At 67.9% G+C, this 23,268-nt stretch carries 18 protein-coding genes; 11 read left to right on the top strand and 7 right to left on the bottom strand.

Annotated elements, in window-relative coordinates; translation table 11 throughout:
* Positions 1–32: 32 nt before the first annotated feature.
* A complete protein-coding gene (locus tag H0I76_RS08050) occupies positions 33–959 on the bottom strand; it encodes a DMT family transporter (RefSeq protein ID WP_234455202.1) in 927 nt (308 codons plus the stop codon).
* 284 nt (positions 960–1,243) lie between these two features.
* Here H0I76_RS08050 and H0I76_RS08055 point away from each other — a divergent pair, with 284 nt between their 5' ends.
* The 5 genes from H0I76_RS08055 to H0I76_RS08075 all read left to right on the top strand — a co-directional run bounded on the left by H0I76_RS08055 (position 1,244) and on the right by H0I76_RS08075 (position 7,202).
* Positions 1,244–2,188: a DMT family transporter gene (locus H0I76_RS08055; RefSeq protein ID WP_200609118.1), complete on the top strand. Its 945-nt coding sequence runs from the start codon at positions 1,244–1,246 to the stop codon at positions 2,186–2,188.
* Between the two features lie 127 nt (positions 2,189–2,315).
* On the top strand, positions 2,316–3,704 hold the full coding sequence (locus H0I76_RS08060; protein WP_200609120.1) for an XRE family transcriptional regulator: 1,389 nt from the start codon (positions 2,316–2,318) through the stop codon (positions 3,702–3,704).
* Between the two features lie 113 nt (positions 3,705–3,817).
* The gene (locus H0I76_RS08065; protein WP_200609122.1) at positions 3,818–4,195 is read left to right on the top strand and encodes a response regulator transcription factor; all 378 of its coding nucleotides are present in this window, start codon (positions 3,818–3,820) and stop codon (positions 4,193–4,195) included.
* The gene (locus H0I76_RS08070) at positions 4,192–4,506 is read left to right on the top strand and encodes a hypothetical protein (RefSeq protein WP_200609124.1); all 315 of its coding nucleotides are present in this window, start codon (positions 4,192–4,194) and stop codon (positions 4,504–4,506) included. The genes H0I76_RS08065 and H0I76_RS08070 overlap by 4 nt, the downstream gene beginning before the upstream one ends.
* Complete coding sequence (locus H0I76_RS08075) at positions 4,506–7,202, top strand: sensor histidine kinase (RefSeq protein WP_200609126.1); 2,697 nt, start codon at positions 4,506–4,508, stop codon at positions 7,200–7,202. The genes H0I76_RS08070 and H0I76_RS08075 overlap by 1 nt, the downstream gene beginning before the upstream one ends.
* Before the next feature lie 61 nt (positions 7,203–7,263).
* On the opposite strand, the gene H0I76_RS08080 is transcribed toward H0I76_RS08075, so the two are convergent.
* The 5 genes from H0I76_RS08080 to acdA all read right to left on the bottom strand — a co-directional run bounded on the left by H0I76_RS08080 (position 7,264) and on the right by acdA (position 15,384).
* Positions 7,264–7,461: a hypothetical protein gene (locus tag H0I76_RS08080; RefSeq protein ID WP_200609128.1), complete on the bottom strand. Its 198-nt coding sequence runs from the start codon at positions 7,459–7,461 to the stop codon at positions 7,264–7,266.
* Positions 7,462–7,617: 156 nt separating this feature from the next.
* On the bottom strand, positions 7,618–10,794 hold the full coding sequence (locus H0I76_RS08085; protein ID WP_200609130.1) for a FecR domain-containing protein: 3,177 nt from the start codon (positions 10,792–10,794) through the stop codon (positions 7,618–7,620).
* 212 nt (positions 10,795–11,006) lie between these two features.
* The gene (locus H0I76_RS08090) at positions 11,007–12,899 is read right to left on the bottom strand and encodes a CHASE2 domain-containing protein (RefSeq protein ID WP_200609131.1); all 1,893 of its coding nucleotides are present in this window, start codon (positions 12,897–12,899) and stop codon (positions 11,007–11,009) included.
* Positions 12,900–12,932: 33 nt separating this feature from the next.
* The gene (locus tag H0I76_RS08095) at positions 12,933–14,099 is read right to left on the bottom strand and encodes an iron-containing alcohol dehydrogenase (RefSeq protein WP_200609133.1); all 1,167 of its coding nucleotides are present in this window, start codon (positions 14,097–14,099) and stop codon (positions 12,933–12,935) included.
* Positions 14,100–14,169: 70 nt separating this feature from the next.
* Positions 14,170–15,384: a 3-sulfinopropanoyl-CoA desulfinase gene (gene acdA, locus H0I76_RS08100; protein WP_200609135.1), complete on the bottom strand. Its 1,215-nt coding sequence runs from the start codon at positions 15,382–15,384 to the stop codon at positions 14,170–14,172.
* Between the two features lie 128 nt (positions 15,385–15,512).
* Here acdA and H0I76_RS08105 point away from each other — a divergent pair, with 128 nt between their 5' ends.
* Entirely contained in the window at positions 15,513–16,391 is an 879-nt protein-coding gene (locus H0I76_RS08105) for a LysR substrate-binding domain-containing protein (protein ID WP_200609137.1), read from the top strand.
* Between the two features lie 69 nt (positions 16,392–16,460).
* On the opposite strand, the gene H0I76_RS08110 is transcribed toward H0I76_RS08105, so the two are convergent.
* Positions 16,461–17,129, bottom strand: a complete 669-nt coding sequence (locus H0I76_RS08110; RefSeq protein ID WP_200609139.1) for a GntR family transcriptional regulator — start codon at positions 17,127–17,129, stop codon at positions 16,461–16,463.
* A gap of 188 nt (positions 17,130–17,317) precedes the next feature.
* Between H0I76_RS08110 and dctP the strand changes: the two genes are divergently transcribed.
* The 5 genes from dctP (at position 17,318) to H0I76_RS08135 (ending at position 23,160) form a co-directional block, all read left to right on the top strand.
* The gene (gene dctP / locus H0I76_RS08115) at positions 17,318–18,307 is read left to right on the top strand and encodes a TRAP transporter substrate-binding protein DctP (RefSeq protein WP_200609140.1); all 990 of its coding nucleotides are present in this window, start codon (positions 17,318–17,320) and stop codon (positions 18,305–18,307) included.
* A gap of 149 nt (positions 18,308–18,456) precedes the next feature.
* The gene (locus H0I76_RS08120) at positions 18,457–19,047 is read left to right on the top strand and encodes a TRAP transporter small permease subunit (RefSeq protein WP_200609142.1); all 591 of its coding nucleotides are present in this window, start codon (positions 18,457–18,459) and stop codon (positions 19,045–19,047) included.
* Positions 19,047–20,363, top strand: a complete 1,317-nt coding sequence (locus tag H0I76_RS08125; protein WP_200609144.1) for a TRAP transporter large permease — start codon at positions 19,047–19,049, stop codon at positions 20,361–20,363. The genes H0I76_RS08120 and H0I76_RS08125 overlap by 1 nt, the downstream gene beginning before the upstream one ends.
* Positions 20,363–21,628, top strand: coding sequence for a malonyl-CoA decarboxylase (locus tag H0I76_RS08130; protein ID WP_200609146.1), 1,266 nt, complete (start codon positions 20,363–20,365; stop codon positions 21,626–21,628). Before H0I76_RS08125 ends, H0I76_RS08130 begins: the two co-directional genes overlap by 1 nt.
* The gene (locus H0I76_RS08135; RefSeq protein WP_200609148.1) at positions 21,625–23,160 is read left to right on the top strand and encodes a malonate--CoA ligase; all 1,536 of its coding nucleotides are present in this window, start codon (positions 21,625–21,627) and stop codon (positions 23,158–23,160) included. The genes H0I76_RS08130 and H0I76_RS08135 overlap by 4 nt, the downstream gene beginning before the upstream one ends.
* Positions 23,161–23,268: the final 108 nt, after the last annotated feature.

Consider the following 23,268-nt stretch of genomic DNA (forward strand, 5'->3'; position numbering starts at 1 on the left):
CAGAGTGTCGGGGCGCCGTATGTCGCGCTGGTTCAGTGCTTGATCGCCTGAGGCGGCGGCGTGGTCATCAGGCGTGCGGCCACGGCCTCGCGATGCGAGATATAGGTTACCGAGGCCACGACGATGCCGCCGCCGAGCAGCACGAAGGGATCGAGCGCTTCCCCGAACAGGATGATTCCCAGAAACGCCGCCCAGACCAGTTGCAGGAACCCGATCGGCTGGGTCACGGTCAGCGGCGCGGCGCGGAAGGCGCGCGTCAGCGTGTAGTGGCCGGCGGTCGCGATCGCGGCGGTGAGTGCAAGCCATGCCACCTCGTCGAAGGTCGGAGCGCGCCAAACCAGGATTGCGCCTGGCAGAAGCGTGAGCGTGCATCCCAGCGACAGCACCCCCACGATCTCGCCCGGGCCACGCTGGCTGGTCAGCCCCTTGGCGATCAGGAACGAGCAGGCGAAAAGCGGCGCCGCGGAAAGCTGGGCAAGATGGCCCTGGGTGATCTCGGCCACGCCCGGCCGCAGGATGACGATCGTGCCGAGAAAGCCGATCAGCACCGCCGCGACGCGTCTCAGGTGGAGCCTCTCGCCGAAGAAGAGCGCCGCGCCAAGTGTCACGTAGATCGGCGCGGTGTATCCGATCGCGGTCACCTCGGCGATCGGGACGCGCGCCATGGCGTAGAACCACAGCATCACCGCGCAGCCGTGCACCAGCCCACGCGCACCATAAAGGCCCAGAACGCGAGGGCTTGGGGGGTTGCTTGCGAGGGTCCGCAGCAAGGGCAACACCATCGCCAACCCGATGGCGTAGCGGATGAAGGCCGCCTGAATGGCCGGGATATCCGAGCCGAGATGACGCACGATCACCGTCACGCCGACGAAGAGAACGGTGGTGAGCACCATCCAGCCGATGCCGGCGAGGGTGCCGTCGGCGGCGCGGTCTGCGGCGATGTCGGTGGTCGCGCTCAACGCATCGCCCCGCGCAGCGCGGTGCCTGGGGCGCATGTCTGGCTGGGCGGATGCGTCACCGGGGTCTCCGAAGCAGGTGGGGCGCGCGAAGGCGCGCACGGAATGGCGCAGGGGCGTGAATAACCCAGCCTATGTCTGAATCGTGGTGCCGCGCCATGGCTGGCGCGGCCAAACCAGCTTTGCGCCCCATGCAAACCCGGATTGCTGGATGCATGGCAGAGCATCGTTTGTCTGATGGCCGTCCTTTGCTACGCAGGCGAACCGGCGCAAACCAAGAGGATGACATGCGCGAAAGCCTCAGCCGCGCGAGCGAGCGGCTCAACGCAGCCCCCGCACTGCTGCTGACGCTCACGGCGCTCTTCTGGGGGGGGAACGCCATTGCGGGGCAGCTTGCCGTGGGCGAGGTCGGTCCCTTTACCTTGACGTTCCTGCGCTGGGCCCTGGTCAGCGCCGTGCTCTGGACGCTCTATGGCGCCGAGGTGCGGGCGGTGTGGCCCGAGGTCCGCCCGCGCATGCCGCGCATCGTGCTGATGGCGAGCCTGGGCTTCACGGCTTTCAACGCCCTCTTTTACGTCGCCTCACACCAGACCTCGGCGGTGAACATCGGCATTCTCCAGGGGTCGATCCCGATCTTCGTGCTGATCGGCGCCTTTTTCGCGTATGGCAGCCGCGTCGGCGCGCTTCAGGCCGTCGGCGTCCTTGCGACCATCCTGGGCGTCGTGCTTGTCGCGACGCGCGGGGCACCCGACCAGATCCTTTCGCTGGGCGTGAACCCCGGCGACGCGCTGATGCTTCTGGCCTGTGCGCTCTATGCAAGCTACACGGTGATGCTGCGATCGCGCCCCGCCATCTCCGGGCGGGCCTTCTTCACGCTGATGGCCCCGATCGCGGCGGTGACGGCACTGCCCCTGATGCTGTTCGAGGCGGGCTCGCCCGGGTATCGCGCCCCGACCATGACCGGCTGGCTCGTGACACTCTTCGTCGCGGTGTTCCCGTCGTGCCTCTCGCAGCTTTTCTTTATGCGTGGCGTCGACCTGATCGGGCCGGGACGCGCGGGTGTTTTCGTAAACCTCGTGCCGGTCTTTGCCGCTTTGCTTGCGGTGGCGCTTCTTGGTCAGGCTTTCGCGTGGTTCCATGCCGTCGCGCTTGCTCTGGTGCTGGGCGGCATCTGGCTCGCCCAGCGTGGCGCGGCCCCCGAGGCCGTTCCCGCCATTCGCCGCAGCAGTTGAGCGGAGCCGTCGCGCGTGTAAAAAGAAAATGTGACGAACCTCTTATTAAATTGACGATAAAAGGATTTTCTGAAAACAATTCTCGTCAATTGCTGCCAGCCCCGGGCTGTGAATTGAAGGGCGAGGCATGGTACGGAGCATCATCGGCGCCCGGATCCGCGAGCGTCGCCGCGCGATCGGAATCACGCAGACCGAGCTGGCACGCCGGATTGGTATCTCTCCCTCCTATCTGAACCTGATCGAGAGCAACAAGCGCGGCGTCGGCGAGAGGCTGCTTGGCTCGATCGCCCGCGAGCTTTCGGTCCCGCTCGAGGATCTCGACGGCGCCGCCGAGCGTCGGCTCCTCGACCAGCTGCGCGAGGTCGCCGCCGATCCGCGGCTCGGCGGCCTTGGAATCGACGGGAACGAGGCGGGCGAACTGCTGGGCCGGTATCCCGCCTGGGCGCGCGCGATCGAAACGCTGGCACGATCAGAGCGGGAACTGGCGGCGATGGTCCGCGCCATGTCCGATCGCCTGACCCACGATCCTTTCCTGGGAGAGGCGGTCCACCGGATGCTTACCCACACCGCGGCGTTGCGGTCGGCTTCCGAGATCCTGACCGAGGTGCCTGACCTCGAACCGCCCCAGCGCGAGCGCTTCGAGGCGATCCTGGCGACCGAGAGCAGGCGGCTCTCCGACGTCGGCGGGGCGCTGGCGGCATATTTCGATCGCAGCCACACGACGCGCAGCGCGATCACGCCGATGGACGAGGTCGACGCGCTGTTCGAGGCGTACGGGAACCGTTTCGATGCGATCGAGACGGCGGTGTCGGGGGTGCGGATCGCGGACGATGCCGACGAGCCCGCGCTTGCCGCGGCTGCCCGGAATGCCGCGGCTGCGGCGATCGGCGCGTTGATCGAGGATGCCGAAGAGATCGAGAGCGAAGCCGCCCGTTCGCGGGCCCGGGTGATGCTGCTGCGCTATGCCGCCGATGCGGTCGCGCTGAAGGACGATGCGTTCGCCGCCGATGCGCATGCGGTCGGATATGACCTCGACCTGCTGGCTCAGCGGTGTGGCCAGCCACATGACCGCGTCTGCCGCCGGCTGACGAGCCTTGAGCCGGCGGCGGGGCGGCCGCGCTTAGGTTACATCGCCCGCAATGCCGCGGGCGTGCTGATCGATTGCATCAGCATTCCGGGTTTCGCACCGGCACGGCATGGCGAGGCCTGTCCGCTTTGGGTCGATTGCCGCGCGGGTGGTTTCCCGGGGCGCACCTTGCGCCAGCGGGCGGTCTTCCCGACAGGGCTTGGCTTCGTTTTCGTCGCGCGCGCGCGTCACGTCGGGCAAGCCGGATTCGGCCAGCCGGTGCTGCATGTGACGGACCTCCTGGCGATGGACGAGCATGACGCGACGCTGACCGTCTATGGACCCGGACGGAACAACGAGCTTACCGCCGAGGCCGTCGGCACGAGCTGCCGCATCTGCCCCCGCGAGGATTGCGCGCATCGCGTTGGCGAGGCGAGTGATGATCACTGAGCGCCTCTCCGCGCCCGCCCCGCCCCTTGTCAGGGGCGAGACTTGCGCCGCGCGATCCGCTACGCTGCCGAGTCAAACCCCGGAAAACGCGGGGAACAGGGGGAAGCGTGCCGATGACAAGGAGTGTCCTGCTCGCGGAGGATGAGCCGCATATCGTTGAGGCCCTCGCATTCTTGCTCGGACGGGCAGGCTTCGCGGTCACGGTGGTCTCGGACGGCGAGGCGGCGGTGACCAAGGCGATGACCGAAACGCCCGACGTGCTGGTCCTCGATGTCATGCTGCCCGGAATCACCGGGTTCGAGGTCTTGCGGCGCCTGCGGGCCGAGGCAGTTACGGCACGCCTTCCCGTGGTCATGCTCACGGCCAAGGGCCAGCGGGAGGACCGCGAGACCGCGCGTCGCTGGGGAGCGGACATGTTCATCGCCAAGCCCTTCTCCAATGCCGAACTCGTCGAAGCGGTGACCCGGCTCGCCGGCAGTACGGCCAGATGACCGGCCGTCGCCGCCCGTTCCAGCGGGAAGGGCGTCCAGCCGATCCCGGACTCGGCGTCCGAAAGGCGCGAGACGCCGCACTGGCATTGCCGCTGATCGGCATGATCCTGACGATGCCGCCCGTGGCGCAGATCTTCGCGATCGACGCCGAGATTGGCGGTGTCCCGGTCGTGCTCGGCTATGTCTTCGGTGTCTGGCTCCTGCTGGTGATCGGCGCGCGCGCGACCGGCAAACGCATCCTCGACACCGAAACGCTGCCCGAGCCGCGCGCCCAGGCCGGTAAAGACGCGGGATCGGACGCGGAGGCGTGATGCTGTCGAGCGACCTGCTGCTGGCCGTGGCGCTCGGATACGTGATCATCCTGTTCACGGTGGCATTCGTCGGGGACCGCCGGGCGCGTCGCGGCGGCAGCCGGTGGTTGCGATCGCCGCTGGTCTACACGCTTTCGATCTCGGTCTACTGCACCTCATGGACGTTCTACGGCGCCGTGGGATCGGCGGCGCGCTCCGGGCTCGAGTTCGTGACGATCTATCTGGGGCCCACTCTGGTGTTCGTCGGCTGGTGGTGGTGCCTGCGCAAGCTGGTGCGGATCGGCCGGGTCCACCGGATCACCTCGATCGCGGACCTGATCTCGTCGCGCTACGGCAAGAGCCCCAGCCTCGCGGTCGTGGTCACGCTGATCGCGATCGCCGCGACGACCCCGTATATCGCGCTTCAGCTCCAGTCGGTGACGTTGAGCTTCGCCGCGATCACCGGTGCCACCGAGGAGTACCGATCGGCCTTCTGGGTCGCGGCCGGCATGGCCGCCTTCACGATCCTGTTCGGCACGCGCTCGATCGACGCGAACGAGCGGCACCACGGCGTGGTCGCGGCCATCGCGGTGGAGGCGGTAGTAAAGCTCGTGGCGCTTCTGGCGATCGGTGTCTTCGCGGTCTGGGGCCTGGGCGGCGGCGTGACGGCGATCTTCGCCGAGATGCCCGGCGACATGATCGAGGTCGAGAAGATCTTCGGGCCGCGCTGGGTCACGCTGACGTTTCTCTCGGCGGTCGCGGTGCTCTGCCTTCCGCGCCAGTTCCAGGTCACCGTCGTCGAGAACGCCGATGAGCGCCACCTCGTCACCGCCTCGTGGATGTTCCCGCTCTACCTGTTCCTGATGTCGCTCTTCGTGATCCCGATCGCGATCGCCGGCATGGCCTTCCTGCCGCCCGGATCGAACCCCGACCTCTTCGTCCTGAACCTGCCTCTGGCGCACGGGCAGGATGCGCTGGCGCTCCTTGCCTTCATCGGCGGGTTCTCGTCGGCGACCTCGATGGTGATCGTGGCGGCGATCGCCTTGTCGACGATGGTCTCGAACCACATGGTGGCGCCGTTCGCGATCAAGATCCTGATGAAGGGGAACGCCGCGTCGGGCGATGTGCGCGAGCTTCTTCTTGCCAGCCGGCGCGTCTCGATCGGCATCATTCTGGGGCTGGGCTACGTCTATTACGAGCTGAGCGGCGGCACCGGGGCGCTGGCCGCGACCGGGCTCATCGCCTTTGTCGGCGTTGCGCAGATCCTGCCGTCGATGCTGGGGGGCATCTTCTGGCGCGGCGCGACGCGGGCGGGGGCGCTTGCCGGACTGTGCGGCGGCGGCACGCTGTGGCTCTACACGCTGTTCCTGCCAAGCCTCGGGCCGGACGGCCTGCTGCCGACGATGTGGCTGATCGACGGACCCTTCGGGATCGCGCTGCTCAGGCCGCAGGCGCTTCTCGGGCTCGCGGGGGCGGACCCCATCGTTCACGCGACGGTCTGGAGCCTGGGCGTCAACGCCGTGCTGTTCATCGGCGTCTCGGCTATGTCGCGGATCGAGCCGCTCGACCGGCTCCAGGGTGCGCTGTTCATCGACGTGTTCCGCTCGCCCGAGGGCGAGAGCCATCGGTTCATCCGGCGCGAGGCAGCATCGGAGGATCTCTATGTTCTGGCGCAGCGGATCCTCGGCGCAGGTCCCGCCCGTGCACTCTTCAAAGAGCTCGCTCAGGCTCAAGGGGTCGTGCGCGGGTTGCCCAACCCGACCGACGCGCTGATCGCCAGGCTGGAGCGCGAGCTTTCCGGTTCGATCGGCGCGGCGTCCGCGCATGCGATGGTGACGCGCGCAGCCGGCGGCGAGGTGATATCGCTGACCGACCTCATGGACATCGCCGACGAGACCCAGCGCCTGATCGAGACCTCGGCGCGGCTGGCGGACAAGACGCGCGAGCTCGAACGCACGGCCGCCGAGCTTCGCAAGGTCAACGAGCGGTTGCGGCGGCTCGACCGGCAGAAGGATGACTTCCTGAGCCAGGTCAGCCACGAGCTGCGCACGCCGATGACGTCGATCCGCTCGTTCGCCGAGATCCTCCGGTCTGACGCGAGCCTCGCGCCCGGCGAGATGCGGCGCTTTACCAGCATCATCCATGACGAGGCGCTGCGCCTGACGCGCCTGCTCGACGAGATCCTGGATATCAGCCGCCTCGAAGCCGGGCATGCGGCGATCCCCTTGCGGCCGGTGGTGCTGGCGGATGCGCTTAGCGGCTCGATCGACACGGTCTCGGCGCTGGCGCGCGAGGCGGGCGTCACTATCACGGCGGATCCGCCGCCGCGGGAGCTGTGGGTCAGCGCCGATTCCGATCGGCTCCGGCAGGTGCTGATCAACCTGCTGTCGAACGCGATCCGCTACAACACGGCCGCCGAGCCGCGGATCGAGCTGCGCTGGCGCGCCGACGGGGCGCGCGTCGAGGTCGATGTCGCCGACAATGGCGGTGGGGTGAGCCGCGCCGAGGCCGAGGACATCTTCGCCAAGTTCTGGCGGGGCAGTCGCGCGGTCGAGGGGCAGGGCGCCGGGCTTGGCCTTCCGATCAGCCGCGCGATCATGCGGCGGATGGGCGGGGATTTGTCGGTCGTGTTCGAGGATGACGGAACGAGCTTCTTCCGCATCAGCCTCGCCAACAGCGACCGGCACCCGCAGCGACGCACCGCTGCGGCCGAGTGAGGCGATGAAGTCGGTTGCTGCGGCCGGCTGATCCGCTTGCTGCCCCGGCCGGCGTTAGGCCCTAGTTGCAGAACTCCTGCCAGGCCTCGTTGTCGTTGGTCCGGGTCCAGAGACAGGTCCGGTAGCGCGTGCAGCTGTAGAAAGTATAGCCGAATTGCACGATGTAGGTGTCGTACTGGACCTTGCCCGGGTTGCTCGGACCCGACTGGCAAACGACATCGCCACCGACCCCCGGCGCCCGGCGATCGATCAGCGGCACGCCGCGGGACTCGCATGTTTCGGAGAGCGGAAGCTGACTGCATGTTTGTGCGCTGGCTGTTGCCGGGATCAGCGCTGAACCCAGCGCAATGACGCAAAGAATCCGTGTGCAGTTCATCTCGACCGTCCCCCCGTTCGACAAACAACAACAATACCTTCAGAAGCGCAGTCTCAACCGCGCCAACGCTGCAAAGTCGCGCGCGAAACGCGGGGCCGCAAGGGGGTTCGAGCTGCTTTCGACCGTTCGGTCCTCGAATCCGAAATCGGCGTCGACCACGTTTAGGAAATCGATGCTGGCGATGCCACGCCGGTCGGGCAGACGGTAGCCGAGCGAGAGCTCGGTGATCGGGAAGGTGTCGGAGCCGCTCTGCCGCACCGTGTTCTTGGTGTTCACGAAATCGGTCCATCCGACGCCGGCCCGGCCGCTGACGAAGAAGCCGCTCGGGTGGAACCAGCCAAGCCCTGCCGTCACCTCCGTCGCCTCGAAGCTGTTGAGGTCGTTCGCAAGCGCCGAGCCAGACGATTCCGCATCGAGATGCCGGAAATCGAGCCGTGCCGCGAAGCGATCGAGGAACGAGGCATTTACATAGGCGCGGATTTCCAGCTCGTCGGTATCGCCCGGGACCGTGAGCGGGTTGATGTCCACCCAGCGCCGCATGCCCTCGGCGCCGATGTCGAGCCAGTCGGTCACTGCGGCGTCGAAGCCGAGGCCCGCCTGGTTGACGATCGATCCGCTGAACTGATCGACATACTGGACGAAGCCGGCGACCGTGACCGGCTCGAGGCGCTCGTCGACGGGCTGGGCGTATTGCACGGTCCGCATATAGGCGCCGCGAAGCGTGACGCCGTCGATCACGTCGAGGCGGGCGCCGAACTTGGGATTCACGCGTGTCAGGTCGTCGGGGGCGGGGCGGTCGGTGTCGATGACGTCGAGGCTGAGCCCGCCCGTCAGTTCCAGCGCGGCAAAGGGGCCCGGGTTCTCGATGAGCCAGGTGCCATAGGCATAGGCCGAGAAGCGCTGCTGATCGAGAAAAAACGGCGGCAGCAGGAAGCCGAAAGCGCCGAAGTCGAGCTCGGCGATACTGGTCCCCTCGAAATCGTCGTAGGAGAGCCCCGAGACGGTCGAGACGTTACCGAAGCGCCCGACATGCTGCGCCTGGACGCTGTAGCTCTCGGAATCGCCCGAGGTGGTGAGCAGCGGCCGGCTGAACGTGGCGTCGCCCGCGCGGCGCCCCTCGTTGGTGCGCACATAGGTGCCGACGAGGGCGACGTCGTGGTTCGCGCCGATCCGCGCATGCCCGCCGGCGCGCACGAGGTTTCGTTCGTCCTGGATATCGATGCTGTCGTCGCCGTCGCGGAGGTCGAACTCGAGAGTGCGGTCTCCCGCGACCGTGTTGCGGTAGCGATACTCGCCGAAGAGGTCGAGCGATGGCGCGACCTGGCCCTTGAGCCGGACGCTGACGACATCGTGCCGGACGTCGTCGTTCGATCTGAACCCGCCCGTCTGATAGTGAAACTGGCCGACGCCGACGGCAACACCCCGGTGCAGCGCGGTGAAGGACGCCTCGTCGCCGAAGGTCGACTGCGTGCCGCCGAACCCCTCGACGTCGGCGCGCACGCCGTCGGTGTCGAAGAAGGGGAACAGCTCGGCAAAGGCGGGGCGGGTCGCGCCGGGTCCGTTGAGGAGCGCAAGGTCCGACTCGCTGAGCGACGGCTGTATCGGCGCCTTTGACGGCTGCTCGTAGACCTGGGCCCGGAATGCCGAGCTTGCCCGCGCGGTGTCGGTGTTCGCACGCGAGCGCAGGACGTCCGCCAGCACGCGGTGCGCGGCGGCGTTGGCGGGATCCTGCTCGGCCCCATGCGCGCCTTCACGGATTGCCTGCTCCGAGAAGCCGAGCGTGTCGTAGACGCGGGCAACCGCCGCACCGCGGATCGCCTGGTCCTCGGCGAGCCCGCGCTCCGATCGCAGGACCGAGCGCGCCCCGGAACGCTGTTCCGCGGCCTTCAGATCGGCCAGCGCCTCGACCGGCCGGTTCTCGGCGAACAGCACCTCTGCCCGCGACAGCCATGGCGCGGGGTCGTTCGGATCGAGCTCGATGGCGAGGCCGTATTGCGAGAGCGCCTTCTCGAACAGGCCCTCCTGGTCATACGCCCGGCCAAGGAGATCACGCGTCGGACCGCGCCTCGGGTCGAGGCTGGCCGCGAGTTCGAGCGCGCGCCGCCCGGCGACGACATCGCCGCGCCGGATCGACAGGAGCCCCTCGCCGATGCGCGGCATGGGATCCTCGCTGTCGAGGGCGACGCCAGCGGCAAAGGCTTCGGCGGCGCCTTCATAATCGTTCGCCTGAAGCCGCGCGAAGCCGATGATGGCCTGGGCAAGCGAGGTCGGCGCGAGATCGGCAGCCTCGGCCGCGGTTCGCCCCGCCCGGACGGCATCCCCCGCGATTAACTGCAGTTCTGCGAGTCGCGCGCGCGCAAACCCGTCGTCAGGCGCCACGGCGACCGCGCGACGGGCGGCCTTGAGGGCGTCGTCGATATGGCCCTGGGCCTGAAAGGCGTAGCTTTGCGCGACATGCGCCGCACCGAGGCCCGGATCGGTTTCGACGGCACGCAGGGCAAGTTCGGCGCCCTCGGCGGTCTGGTTGCGGAAAACCGCCACGACCGCGCCGAGCGCGAGCGCCGGGGCATCGGTCCGTCCCTCCAGAAGCGCCTCGGCGGCATCCGCCTCGCCGGCATCAAGCAAGCGTGCGGCTTGCTCAACCACGGGCGGGCCGCCGGCCGCGAGGAGGATCGGCGGATAGTAGATGGCCCAATCCGAGGCCGCTTCGGGCCTGACGACCAGGGCGCGGAACTCGGGAGGCAGCGCCTGGCCCTCGGCGGGAAGGGCCGCCTGCCCCGGCGCGGCGAACCCCGCCGCGCCCGCCGGCAGCGACAGTGGCGCACCGGTCGGCGCGCGCATCGTCACGTCGCCCTCCGCAACGACGACCAGCGCGCCCGCGGGGCTTACGGCAACGACTGCCTCGGTCCCGTCGATCCCGGCATTGGCGTATCGCGTATCGATCGAGAAGAAGTCGCGGACCGAGCTGATGAAGCGCATCAGCCCCGATCGAAGCTCGACATTAGCCTCCCGCTCGCCGGGCAGGGGGATGCGCACCTCGGTGTTGCGGGCAAGGCCGATGGTCGTCTCGTCCGCGGCAAATCGCAGCTCGACCCGGCCATCGTCGCCGGCGCGGACCGAGTCGCCGGGGCAAAGGCGATCCCCAAGCAATGCGGCGCGTGGCGGCAGATTGCCCGTGGTCAGGATCGCTGTGCCGTCGAGAGCGACGATCTCCACAACGTCGTCCGGCGAGCAGTGGCTGCTCGCTTCAGCGTCGTGTGGCAGGGGTCCGGAAATTGCGATCGCGAGGAGAGTGACGGAAACAGCCTTCTCAAAACTCATATGTCCACCCCGGGATGCTCGACCTGCGAGCAATAAACAAAACAACCCTGCCGCGGCGCCGTTGCGCCTCGGCCCGACCAGGTCAGTGCCCCCTATGACGCAGGAGATTAGCTTGCGATTCGAGGACTTGTCGACTGGTCAAGCAGCCGAAAAATCTGCATCGCGTCGCGCTTTCCGCGGAGCGCGAATTCCCCCAGGCACTCGACAACCTGATCGGGAAGATTGCTGCTGACGCGCGCCGGGTCGGACAGCAGGATCACGTCGCGCACGCCGTCGTCGAAGGCCTTGCCGAGTTGCTCGAGGCGCGCCGCGGTGTTCACCGTGTCGCCAAGCACCTTGAAGTTGAAGCGGTGCGCCGCTCCCATGCCGCCGGTCGATGCGATGCCGGTGTGGATGCCCATGCGCAATCTTTGCGGGCCGCCCGGTGGTGCATCCGAGCCCTCGGCGCTCTCGCGCATCACCTGGCTCAGCCGGCGCGCGGCAGCGCAGCCCGCCGCCGCATGTGCGCGACCGGTGAAGCTTTCGGTGAACACGGCAAGGATGCCGTCGCCCATGAACTCGACGATCATCCCGCCTTCGGCTTCCACCGCCTCGGTCGCGCGCTGGTAGTAGTGATTGATGACATCGCTGTAGGCCTCGGGGCTGAGCCGGTCGCCCAGTTCCGTGGAGCCGACCAGGTCGGTGTAGAGCACGGTCGCCGCCTCGGTCCTGAGCGCGCGGCTCGCGGCCTCGGTCCGATCGAGCAACTGCGCCGCCATCTGGCGGGGCGCCAGGCGTGTGACCATGCGGCGGGCAAAGGCATAGCGCGCCAGCAGCGCCCAGGTGACGAGGAGCGGCAGACCCGCGAACAGCGGCGTCGCAAAGGGCGGCCAGATGCGAGCGCCAAGGAAGAGCGCGAAGGCTCCGGCGCCATAGAGCGTGCCAAGGCCGAGCACGACGCCGAGGCCTTTCCACCCTCCCACGAACTGCGCAGCCAGTGCGCCCGTCAGGAGCGTGGCAAAGACGATCGCGGCCGCGACCGACCTGTCCGGGCGCCGCATCACGTCGCCATGCAGGATGTTCAGGAAGGCGGTGGCGCCAAGTTCGACACCGCCGATGTCATTGGCGCGCTGATCCGAGATTGGGATCTTGAAGTGGTCCTTCGAGCCAAGGAAATCGGGATCCGAGACGCCAATGAAAACCGCCGTCCGGCTCAGGTCATCGGGCAGCGGGCGGGGGCTCGATCGGTCGAAGATGTCGCGGAGGCTCCAGGTCGGGATCGTGCGTGGCGGGCCATAAAGCCATATCGGGCGGATGGCGGGGCCCGTTCCATCCGGCGCCGTCGCCGTGGCGCCCCGATAGAGCGCGGCCGCCGTTTCGGGGAGCGCCGCAAGCTCCGGGAAATTCAGGTGGTGGCGGACATAGCCCTCGACGAAGTTTCCGCTGGGCGCGCTCACCAGGAACGACGAGGTTGCGGCAGCCGCCTGCGCGAAGATCGGGCGCGGGCGGACGCGCTGCGGCGGGACGATCGTGCCGCGCCCGACACCCTGCTCGACCGCGTCGCGGATCCGCTCGAACAGGACGACCGGGGGGGCGGAACGGATTGCGGCCGCCAGTGCCTCGTCGTCCGGGGTCTCGATGCTGAAGAGGATGTCGAAGACCACGAGGCGCGCCCCGCGCCTGCCAAGTTCATCGAGCAGGCAGGCATGAATGCCACGCGGCATGTCGCTGACGTTGCGCAGCCGCTCGAGCGCGCTGCGGGTTGTCTCGGGCAGGCAGCGCGGCAGGCTGTCCGAGACGTGCGCGAAGTTCCCCGAGTGGAAGGCGAGCCAGTCCGTGGACTTCTGGTCGAGGGCGATCACGATCGCCTCGGGTGGCACCGACACGTTCCCGCGCAGGGCGTAGAGCGCCCAGAGCCCAGCGTTGCGCTCGAACCTCTGGCCGGGTTCGCTGAGGAAGAGTCCCGCGAGCGCCAACGCAAAAAGCACTGCCGCGGCGACGCGAAGCAGGGCGCCACTCATGCTTCGGGACATGCGCGCGCCGAGGCCGCGGGCTCAGAGTGCGCGCTCATATATGGCGAGCGCGGCTTCTAGCGTCATCTCGCGCGGGTTGTTGACGAGCAGCCTCGTCTGTTTCATCGCGTCCTCGGCGAGCATCGGGAGATGATTGTGGCTCACCCCCACGTCCCGAAGCTGCGTGCGCATCCCAAGGTCGGGCCCGAGGGCGGCGAGATTGCCGATGAGCCCGGAGACGCGCATCTCGGGATCGTGCGCGGCAAGCTCGGGGAAGATCAGGGGCGCAAGTTCCGCGTACATCGCCTCGGTGGCGCCCGTCGGCTCACCGCGGTTGAAGTCGAGAACATGCGGCAGGACCATCGCGTTCGAGAGCCCGTGCGGCACCTTGAAATGCCCGCCCAGCGGATAGGCGAGGGCATGCACCGCTGCCACGGGCGCATTCGCGAAGGCCATTCCCGCGAGCATCGAGCCCAGCAGCATCGCGCCCCGCGTGTCCAGGTCCTCGGGCTCCGAGACCGCCCGGCGGATGTTGGCGCCCAGAAGCCTCAGCGCCTCGCGCGCCAGGCAATCCGAGACCGGGTTCTTCTTGTGCTTCGAGGTGAACGCCTCGATCGCGTGGACCATGGCGTCGATGCCGGTCGCGACCGTGACCTCGGCCGGAAGGCCCGTGGTGAGCGCCGCGTCGAGGATTGCGGCATCGGGCAGAAGCTGAGGGGCGACGACACCTTTCTTCTCGGCCTCGCCGGTCGTGACGATCGCGATGGGCGTCACCTCCGAGCCGGTGCCTGCGGTCGTCGGCGCCAGAACCAGGGGCACGCGCTTGCCCCGCACGTTGCCGATGCCATACATCGCGTCGATGGGCTGGCTCTCGCCCAGCAAGACCGCGACCAGCTTCGCGGTATCCATCGGCGAGCCGCCGCCGATCGACAGCACCCCGTCGACGCCCGCGGCACGGCAGGCCTCGACCGCGGCCAGGACCTTCGGCTCGGGCGGGTCGGCGACGACGTCCGACCAGATGAAGATCTCCAGGCCATGCTCGGCGAGGCCCGCCCGGGCGAGGTCGGTGAGGCCCGCTCCGATCACGCCGGGGTCGCTGACGAGCGCGACGGTCTTGCATCCCAGCGTCGCCAGGATCTCGCCGGCCTGGGCGATGGACCCGGGTCCCGAAACGATGCGGGGGGTGGTCTGGAAGGTGAAGGGCGTCATTGCGGCCTGTCTCCGGCGCGGCTCTCAGACGCCTCAGATGAAACGATGCGCGGCTCTCATGCAACCCCGCTCAGCGCTCGGAAACGGGCAGAGGGGTCGCGGGGGCATCTCCCCGAGCGGCACGCGTCTGCGGCAGCTTCAGGCCGAGTTCGGCACTCGCCACCTGCGTGCGCAGCACCTGCGCGGTGCCGCCGCCGATGGTGAACATGCGGGCGTCGCGGACCATCCGCTCGAGCGGGCGCGCCCGCGAATAACCCGCGGCGCCGTGGAGCTGCAGGGCGTCGTTGGTGACTTTCACGGCGGTCTCGGCCGCCAGGATCTTGGCCTGTGCGGCATAGGTCATGTCGGGGAAGCCGCCCGCGGGCGCCGAGCGTGCGGCGCGCCAGACCAGCGCCTCGGCGGCCGCAAGGGCGACGGACATGTCGGCGAGGATCCACTGCAATCCCTGGAACTCGGCCAGCGGGCGGCCGAACTGCTCACGCTCGCGCAGGTAGTCGCGGGCGAGGCCGAACGCGCCCTGGGCGATCCCGAGCGCAACCGCCGCCGCGCCGACGCGCTGGGCGTTGTAGGCTGTCATCAGCTTGGCGAAGCCGCGGGCGGGGTCGCCTTCGGGGATCAGCACCATGTCGTCAGCCACGAAGAGGCCGTCGAGCAGGATCTCGGTCTCGGGGATGCCCCGGAGGCCCATCGTCGGCTCGCGTCGCCCGATGCCAAGCCCCTCGGCGCCCCTGAGGGCGATGAAGGCGCCGATGCCCCGGTCGCGACCGCCCTCGATGACGCGGGCAAAGATGAGGTGCAGGCGCGACACGCCGCCGCCCGTGATCCAGTGTTTGGCGCCGTCGAGAACGTAGCCACCCGCCACGCGCCGCGCGGTCGTTGCCATCTGTGTCGCCGCCGATCCGGCACCGGGTTCGGTGATGCAGATCGCGGGCTTGTCGCCTGCCAGCACTAGGTCAGCCGCGAGCCGTTTCTGTGCGTCCGTGCCGTAGGCGAGAATGGCACCCAGGGCGCCCATGTTGGTCTCGACGACGATCCTGGCGGAGACCGCGCAGTGCCTCGCGATTTCAGTCACGGCCGCGACAGCCGCCAGCAGCGAGGCGCCCCGGCCGCCAAGGGCGATCGGTATCGTCATTCCAGTCAGCCCCGCGTCGCGCAGCGCCTCGACGTTCTCCCAGGGGTAGCGCTCCTCGCGATCGATTTCGGCGGCGCGTCCTGCGAAGACCGTTTCGGCAAGATGCCGGGCGGTCCGCCGGATCGCATCTTCGCTTTGGGTGAGATCGACCATTGTGCTGCCCTGCCACGATCAAGCTGTTCACGGGTTCGTGATGATGGTAGGTTCTTTCCCTGCCTAAACGGAAACGAGATATTCTGACGATCTATGTTTAAATTTTTAACTTTACGCCGGATTTGCCAATGAACCTCCGCCAACTTCGCACCTTGGTCGCCATCGCCGAGCAGGGCAGCTTCACCGCGGCAGGCGAGGCCGTGGGACTGAGCCATTCCGCGGTCAGCTTGCAGGTCAAGGCTTTGGAGGACGAGCTTGGCGTGACGCTTGCAGACCGGACCTTGCGGCCGCCGCGGCTCACGGATCGCGGTCTGGCTCTGGTCGAACAGGCCCGCCGCGTCGGCCATATCATCGAGGAGATCCGCGCGCTGGGTGTCGAGGGCACGTTTGCTGGCGCGCTGATGCTCGGCGTCGTGCCGACCGCGCTCGTCTATCTCCTGCCGCCGGCCCTCGCGCGGCTGCAGGCCGCGCATCCACAGCTATCGATCCGGGTCCGGTCCGGCCTGTCGGGCGATCTGGCGCAAGCCGTTCGCGCGGGCGAGCTCGACACGGCGCTGGTGACCGAGCCGGTGATCATGCCCGAAGGCCTTACCGCACGCCGCGTGAGCGCGGATCCGCTCGAGCTGATCGCGTCGAACGAGTTCGAGGGTAGCGAACTCGCAGAGTTGATCCGGCACCATCCCTTCATCTGGTTCAGCCGCAAGACCTGGGCCGGGCAGCAGATCGAACGGGTGCTTGCCGCGCGCAACCTGCGGCCGCGCGAAGCGATGGAGGTCGATGCCCTCGATGCCGTGGAAGCCCTGGTCCGGGCGGGGCTGGGGATCTCGGTCGTGCCTGCGCGGCATGGCCCGCCGCAGTCGGGGCCGGCGCTGCGCCGGATCCCGATCGATGGCGAGGATGCCATCCGGAAACTGTGCCTGATCGAGCGCGAGGCGCATCCGCGCGCCCATGTCGTGGGCGCACTGCATGCCGAACTCGTCGGCGCGACGACTGCGGTCAGTGCATGAGATCCGGTCGCGCGGCCAACGGGCGGGGGCAGACCCCGAGCGCGCAGGCCATCACGACGGGCCGCGTGTCTACCGGGCCCGGGCGCCGCGCGGCGTCTCGAGCGATGCAAGCAAGTCTGTGAACCGCTCGCCCTGCACCACGATATGCGCTCGCATCGCTTCGGCGGCCGCTTCGGCGTCGTGCGCGAGGATTGCGCGGACAACCGCCTCGTGCTCGTCGAACGAGTTCTGCACCCGCCCCCGGGCGCGGAGTTGCAGCCGTCGATACGGCTTCAGGCGGCGGCGCAGCGCGCGGGTCTGGTCGGACAGGAATTCCTGGTGCGCCGCGGCGTCGATCGCTTCGTGGAACGCCTCGTTCTCGTAGTAGTAGGCATCCTCGTCGGAGGCCGCGGCGGCGGCGGCGCAGGCCTGATGGTGGGCGCAGATCTGCGCCTCGTCGCTCTCGGTCGCGCGCCGCGCCGCCAGCCGCGCGCAGATCGCCTCGAGTTCGGCCATGACTTCGAACATCTCGACCATGCGTTTCGGGCCGATCTCGGCGACGATCGCGCCCCGCCTCGGCCGCAGGTCGATCAGACCGCTCGCCGCAAGCTGCATCAGCGCCTCGCGGATCGGCGTGCGCGACACGCCGAAACGCGTCGCCAGCGAAACCTCGTCGAGCCGCTCGCCCGGCACGAGTTCCCCGGTCAGAATCAGATCCTCGATCTTGTCGTGAAGCAGGTCTGCGCGGCGCCCGGTCATCGGAAATCTCTGACGGTTTCGGCTCTTTTCCGATCCTCATAGCGCAACTGCATGCTAAATACAAATTCTTGTATACAACTTTATTGACTCCCGCATTGTGGCCTCATATCCCTTCGGCAGCGGCGGGCCATCCGCCCCCGCCAGACGCGAAAAGGGCGAATCGAACCGCCTGTCCAAGGGAGGACGCAATGACCATCAATTTCCGCGTGACCGCCGCAGCCGTCGTCACAGCTGCCTTGACCGCCAGCGCCGCGCATTCGGCGGAGCTGCGCCTCAGCCATCAGTGGTCGACGAGCGACGTGCGTCACAAGGTTGCCGAGATCGTCGCGAACCATGTCGCCGAGGCGGATGTCGATCTCACGATCCAAATCTTTCCGTCGGGCTCGCTGTTCAAGGCGCGCGAGCAGTACAAGCCGCTCAGCCGCGGGCAGCTCGACATGACCGTGTTTCCCCTGGCCTATGCCGGCGGGATCCGGAATCCCTACAACCTGACCCTGATGCCGGGGCTGGTGAAGAACCACGATCATGCCGCGCGGCTCAACGAATCCGAGTTCATGCAGGAGATCGAGAGCATCATGGCCGAGGACGACGTGATGGTCGTCGTGCACGGCTATCTCGCAGGCGGCTTCGCGGGCACCGACAAGTGCATCACCAAGCCCGATGACGTCGCCGGGCTTCAGACGCGCGCCGCGGGCAAGGCCTTCGAGCAGATGCTTGCCGGGGCCGGCGCATCGATCGCGTCGATGGCCTCGTCCGAGATCTACAACGCGATGCAGACCGGCGTTCTTCAGGCTGCGAACACCTCGTCGTCGAGCTTCGTGAGCTACCGCATCTACGAGCAGGTGAAGTGCTTCACGCCGGTCGGCGATTACGCGCTTTGGTTCATGTATCAGCCGCTGCTGATGAACAAGTCGACCTTCGACGGGCTGACCGATGCGCAGAAGGCGGCGCTGATGGAAGGGGCCGCCAAGGCCGAGGCCTTCTATCTCGAGGAAGCCAAGAAGGAGGACGCCGAGGCGCGCCGCGTGTTCGAAGAGGCCGGGGTCGAGATCGCCGACATGACCGGGGACGACTTCAAGGCATGGCAGGCGATCGCCAAGGACACGTCCTACAAGGCCTTCCTCGAGGGCTCGCCCGAGGGGCAGCGCCTGCTCGACCTCGCGCTTTCAGTCGAGTGATCCCGACTTGCGCGTCAGCCCGGGCCGTCCGGCCCGGGCCTTCGGGCCCTTGGGGCCCATCGGCGAGCGCTGGTCCGGCACGCCGGCTGTAGCGCGAGACCGCAGCGGCGCCGCCCGCAATGGGCGCGCCGACCTCACGGAGAGGAAAGATGTCCGGCACGTCGACTGCAATCCCTGCCGCGAAACATGGCGGCAACCCGTTCCTGCGCGCTGTCGGCATTGTCTCGCAGTGTTGCGGCGTCATCTCGGCGATGATGATCCTGGCGGCCGTGATCATCACCTGCCAGATGATTTTCGTGCGCTTCGTGCTCAATGCCAGCACGATCTGGCAGACCGAGACGGTGATCTACCTGATGATCGCCGCGACGATGCTGGGACTTCCCTACGTGCAGTATTTGCGCGGTCACGTGAATGTCGACCTGCTGCCGCTCGCGCTTTCGCGCGGGCCGCGCAAGCTTCTCGCGGTCGCGACCCTCGGGCTCGCGCTGCTCGTGATCGGCGCGATGCTGTGGCACGGGCTCCATTTCTGGCACGAGGCCTGGGATTGGGGCGAGCGGTCGGGCAGCGTCTGGGATCCCAAGCTCTGGGTTCCCTATCTCGCCCTGCCGGTCGGCTTCGGCCTCTATTTCCTCCAGCTGGTGGCCGACCTCATCGCCATGCTCATGGGCATCGACAAGCCTTTCGGACTGAGTGACGACGTCAGCTTCGTCGAAGCCCGCAGCGCGGGGGAGACCGAATAATGGATCCGCTGTTCCTCGGCGCCATTGTCGCCATCGCCACGATCGTCGTGCTGTTCTCAGGCGTTTCGGTGGCCACCGGGCTTCTGATCGTCTCGGCAGGCTTCCTGATCGTGTTCGACGGGATGAGCTCGCTCAGCCTCCTGCCCGAGATCTTCTTCGGCAAGCTCGACAACTTCGCGCTCCTGTCGATCCCGATGTTCATCATCATGGGGGCGGCGATCGCGTCGACCCGCGCGGGCGCCGATCTCTACGAAGCCCTCGACCGCTGGCTCACGCGCGTCCCCGGAGGCCTCGTGGTCTCCAATCTCGGGGCCTGCGCGCTCTTCGCGGCGATGTCGGGGTCTAGTCCCGCCACCTGCGCGGCCATCGGCAAGATGGGCATCCCCGAGATGCGCAAGCGTGGATATCCCGACGGCGTCGCCGCCGGCTCGATCGCCGCCGGGGGGACGCTGGGCATTCTCATCCCGCCATCGGTGACGATGATCGTCTACGGCATCGCGACCGAGACATCGATCGGCCGGCTGTTCCTCGCTGGGGTCATCCCGGGGCTGCTGCTCGTGGCGTTGTTCATGGCCTGGTCGGTCTACTCGACCTGGCGCAAGCGCGGCCTCGAGGTCCTCGCCGGTCGCAGCTTCACCTGGCGCGAGCGCTTCGAAATCATGCCGCGCGTCCTGCCATTCCTGCTCATCATCCTGGGCGTGCTCTACGCGATGTATGGCGGCGTGGCGACGCCGTCCGAGACGGCCGCCGTCGGCGCGCTGCTCTGCCTTCTGATAGCGATGATCATCTACCGGCTGTGGTCGTTCAGCTCGCTCTGGGTCGTGCTGCGCGACTCGACGCGCGAGAGCGTGATGATCCTCTTCATCATCGGCGCCGCGGGCGTGTTCAGCTACATGCTCTCGTCGCTCTTCATCACGCAGTCGATCGCCGAATGGATCGGCACGCTCGACGTGAACCGCTGGGTTCTGATGCTGGCCATCAACGTCTTCCTGCTGATCGCGGGCTTCTTCCTGCCCCCGGTCGCGGTGATCCTGATGGCCGCGCCGATCCTGCTGCCGATCGTGACCACGGCGGGCTTCGATCCCTACTGGTTCGCGGTCGTGCTGACCATCAACATGGAGATCGGCCTGATCTCGCCGCCGGTCGGTCTCAATCTCTACGTCATCAACGGCATCGCGCCCGACATCAAGCTGAAGACGATCCTGTGGGGATCGATGCCCTTCGTACTGTGCATGGTGTTGGCGATCATCCTTCTGTGCCTGATGCCCGGCCTGGCGACGTGGTTGCCGAACGCCGTCATGGGGCCCGCAGTCTGATGGCGGCGGGGGGACTCAGGCTGGCCGACATGCTCGCGCGCATCGCCGAGACCGGCCGGTCGCTCATCGGTGCCGAGGAGCCGCAGTCGCTGATCGAGCGGGCCCGCGTGATCCTTGGCGGCGAGGGAGAGGTGTCGGGGACCGCACGCGCACGCGGCTTTCTCGACGCCTATCGTGCGCTCGACCACGAGGCGCGCCTCGATTTCCTCAGGCAGGCGTCGACGGGGCTTGGTGCGGATCCCGCAGCGCTGAAGGCGGCGATCGAGCGCTACGAGGCGTCGGGCGAGGATATCGACGCACGGGCCCTGCATCTCGCGGCCGAGCCGCGCAGCCAGGAGCTCATCCGCCGGCTCAACCGCGCTCCCGGCGCCATGCCCGACCTGCTGGCGATGCGCGAGGACCTGCTGCGGCACCTGCGCGAGGACCCCGCGCTTGCCGCGCTCGACGAGGATTTTCGCCACCTGTTCAGCTCGTGGTTCAACCGTGGTTTCCTCGAGCTGCGCCGCATCGACTGGAACACGCCGGCCGCGATCCTCGAGAAGATCATCCGCTACGAGGCCGTGCACGAGATCCGCGACTGGTCCGACCTGCGCCGGCGCGTGGCGGCGCCGGATCGACAGCTCTACGCGTTTTTCCATCCCGCCCTGCCGGGCGAGCCGCTGATCTTCGTCGAGGTCGCCCTGACCGCCGATATTCCGGCGGCCATCGAGCCGATCCTCGCCGCCGGACGCGAAACGCTCGATCCGGCGAAGGCGCGGACCGCCGTCTTCTACTCGATCTCGAACTGTCAGAACGGGTTGCGCGGTGTGAGCTTCGGCAACTTCCTCATCAAGCAGGTCGTCGAGGAACTGAGCGCCGAGTTTCCCTCGGTCGAGACCTTCGTCACGCTCTCGCCCGTGCCGGGCTTGCGTGGCTGGTCGGTGCGCGAAGGGATCGAGGAGCCGTCGGGGGATGCCCTCGGGCCGCTCGCCGCGCGCTACCTGGTCGAGGCCAAGCGACCCGGTGGGGCGCCCGTTGACGCCGTTGCCCGCTTCCATCTCGGCAATGGCGCGCGGCTGGAACGCATCAATCTCGACGCGGACCGTTCTGAGCGCGGCCAGTCGCAGGGCTGGGGTGTAATGGTGAACTACCTCTACGACCTGCGCGACATCGAGAAGAACCACGAGGCCTTCGCCGAGAGCGGCGTGGTGGCGCATTCCGCTGCCGTGCGCCGTCTGGTGAAGCAGGCGGCCCAGGCGGGGCAGGCAGGAGGAGTGCGCGCATGACCGGAGCAAACCACCTTATCGATGGGCTGTGGGCCGGTTTCGCGGGCCGCGAGCCGGCGGTCTTTGCCGAGCTGGGCGACGGGCGGCACTACACCTACGCCGATCTCAACGCGGTTTCTGCGCGCTTCGCCGCCGGGCTAATCGAGCTGGGTGTCAGGCCTGGCGACCGTGTCGCGGCCCAGGTCGAGAAGTCGATCGAGGCGCTGATGCTCTACCTCGGCACGGTTCGCGCGGGCGGGGTTTTCCTGCCGCTGAACACGGCCTACACGCCTGCCGAGATCGGCTATTTCGTGGGCGACGCCGAACCGAGGCTGCTGGTCTGCGACCCGGCGCGCGCAGAAGCGCTTCGACCGATCGCCGAGGGCGTCGGCGCAAGGGTCGAGACGCTGGGCGGCTCGAAAGGCGGCTCGGTGCCCGAGGGGAGCCTGCTCGGTCTCATCCCCGATGAAGCCGAGGGGTTCAGCAATGTCCCTCGCGGCCCCGATGATCTCGCGGCGATCCTTTACACGTCCGGCACGACCGGCCGCTCGAAAGGCGCGATGCTGAGCCACGATAACCTTCTGTCGAACGCGAAGGTGCTGGCCAAGACGTGGCGCTTCACCGGCGACGATGTCCTGATCCACGCGCTTCCGATCTTTCACACCCATGGCCTCTTCGTCGCCTCGAACACCGTGATCGCGACGGCCGGCCGGCTGATATGGATGGAGAAGTTCGACGTCGATGCCGTGGTCGCGGCGCTGCCGCGCGCGACGGCGATGATGGGGGTGCCGACCTTCTACACGCGGCTTCTGGCCGATCCCAGGCTCGACCGGGGACTGACCCGGGACATGCGGCTCTTCATCTCGGGATCGGCGCCACTGCTGGCCGAGACCCATCGCCAGTGGCAGGAGCGCACGGGCCACGCCATCCTCGAGCGCTATGGCATGACCGAGTGCTCGATGAACACCTCGAACCCCTATGACGGCGAGCGCCGGGCCGGCACGGTCGGCTTCCCGCTCGAGGGCGTCGAGCTTCGGATCACCGAACCCGAGACGGGCCGTGCCCTCCAGCAGGGCGAGATCGGCATGATCGAGGTGCGCGGCCCGAACATCTTCAAGGGCTACTGGCGCATGCCCGAGAAAACCGCCGAGGAACTCAGGGCCGACGGCTGGTTCATCACCGGGGACCTCGGGATGATCGACGACAGGGGCTATGTCGTCATCGTCGGGCGTGGGAAAGACCTCATCATCACCGGCGGGTTCAACGTCTATCCGAAGGAGGTCGAGGGCGAGATCGACCGTATCCCCGGAGTGGTCGAATCGGCCGTGATCGGTGTGCCGCATCCCGATTTCGGCGAGGGCGTGGTGGCCGTCGTGGTTCCCGAAACGGGTGCCGGGCTGAGCGAGAAGGACATTCTCGGCCCGCTGGCCGAGCGGCTGGCGAAGTTCAAGCAGCCCAAACGCGTGATCTTCGCCGAGGCCCTGCCGCGCAACACCATGGGCAAGGTGCAGAAAAAGGAACTCCGCGACCAGCACGCCGGCACCTTCGGCTGAGGCCCTTGGTCAAGTTGCCTGCAAGCTCGCGCCGCCACAGCGGCGTGACTTGGCATTCGGCCCCGGTCTAGACTGGCCGAAACTCAGGCCAGCCGGGCGCGCGGCGCC

The organism is Thermohalobaculum xanthum (genome assembly GCF_016623495.1).
Taxonomy (GTDB): Bacteria; Pseudomonadota; Alphaproteobacteria; order Rhodobacterales; family Rhodobacteraceae; genus Thermohalobaculum; species Thermohalobaculum xanthum.